Consider the following 1,301-nt stretch of genomic DNA (forward strand, 5'->3'; position numbering starts at 1 on the left):
AGCTTGCGATTTAAGCAGGTCCGGGCATCGGTGCAGGTGCGTCCAGATCGCGCCCGATGTTGTGGCATATCACCATGTAACGGGATGTACCGGAATGTGACTGCCGCGCTACGGCGTGTCGTGTCAGTCGGGAGCGGCCACCGCCTTCATCTTCGGTGTTGAGAAGACGCCGGAGAAGAGGGGTGGCCGCAGATGTTCACTATTGCAGGCGCGCGCGAGGTGGCCGAGCACATCGGGGCATCCGAGGCGTCACACCTTCGTCCCCTGATCGATTTCCGCGCCGCCTTCCATCGGCTGTTATGGCGGCGGGCGGATGCGTTGTTCGAGCTCACTGATGCGATGTTGTGCGCGCAGGGGCCGGTGCGCTCGCCGGTGGAGTTGTCGATGGAGCCGGAGTTCCGCCGTGGGCATGGCTCGGTCTACGCCGCTTTGGATCAAGGGCGGATCGACACCGGCGCTCTGCGGCGCCTGCTGCTGGGCGTGGCCACTGCGGCCCGGCCGGGTGAGCCGTTGATGTTCGCCCTGGATGTCACGCCGGATGCGCGGCCCGACGCCGAGTACGCCGATGAGCGGGTGATGGTCCAGGTGAGAGGCAAGGGCGGCGACAAGTTCCTGCCTGGTTGGCCCTACAGCTTGCTGGTGGGCGTGCAGTGGGGCTCCTCCTCGTGGGTGGATCCAATCGAGGCGCGCCGGATCCATCCCGGTCAAGAGCACACCGACGTCACCATCGGCCAGATCGCCGACCTGCTCGGTGACCTGGAGGCGACCAACCGGCTCGTCGAACATGACCCGCCACCGCTGGTCATGCTGGACGCCGGGAACTACGCCACCGACATCTCCCACGCGCTGGCCGCTCACCCTGTCCAGGTGCTGGTCCGGCTGCGCGCCACCCGCGTCTTCTACGCCGACCCAGCACCGCGCAGACCCGGTGAGATGGGGGCGGGTAAGCGCCACGGCCGCGAATTCTCCTGCTCCGACCCCGCCAAACGGCACATCCCGGATCTCGCCCTGACCGCAGACTCGTCCCGGCACGGCACCGTGACCGTCCGCGCCTGGACCGGCCTGCATCAAAAGCTCACTCGCACCGGCCGCTGGGCCGGCCACCCTGCCCATGAGCGATTGCCCATTGTGCGCGGCACCGTCATCCAGATCGTCGTGGACCGGCTTCCCGACGGCCGCAAGCCGGCCAAAGATCTCTGGCTGTGGCACGCCGGGCCCATCGAGGTCGATGCGGCGCTGCTGGACCTGCTGTGGAAGGCCTACCTGCGCCGCTTCGATCAAGAGCACTTTCACCGCTTCGC

1 protein-coding gene is annotated in these 1,301 nt (G+C 67.3%); it reads left to right on the forward strand.

Annotated features, from left to right (window positions below):
• Window positions 1-192 precede the first annotated feature (192 nt).
• Window positions 193-1,301 (forward strand): transposase (locus ACBJ59_RS62750; RefSeq protein ID WP_375119388.1); only part of this gene is annotated, 1,109 nt, incomplete at its 3' end.

It is taken from the genome of Nonomuraea sp. MTCD27, assembly GCF_041950495.1.
Lineage (GTDB): Bacteria > Actinomycetota > Actinomycetes > Streptosporangiales > Streptosporangiaceae > Nonomuraea.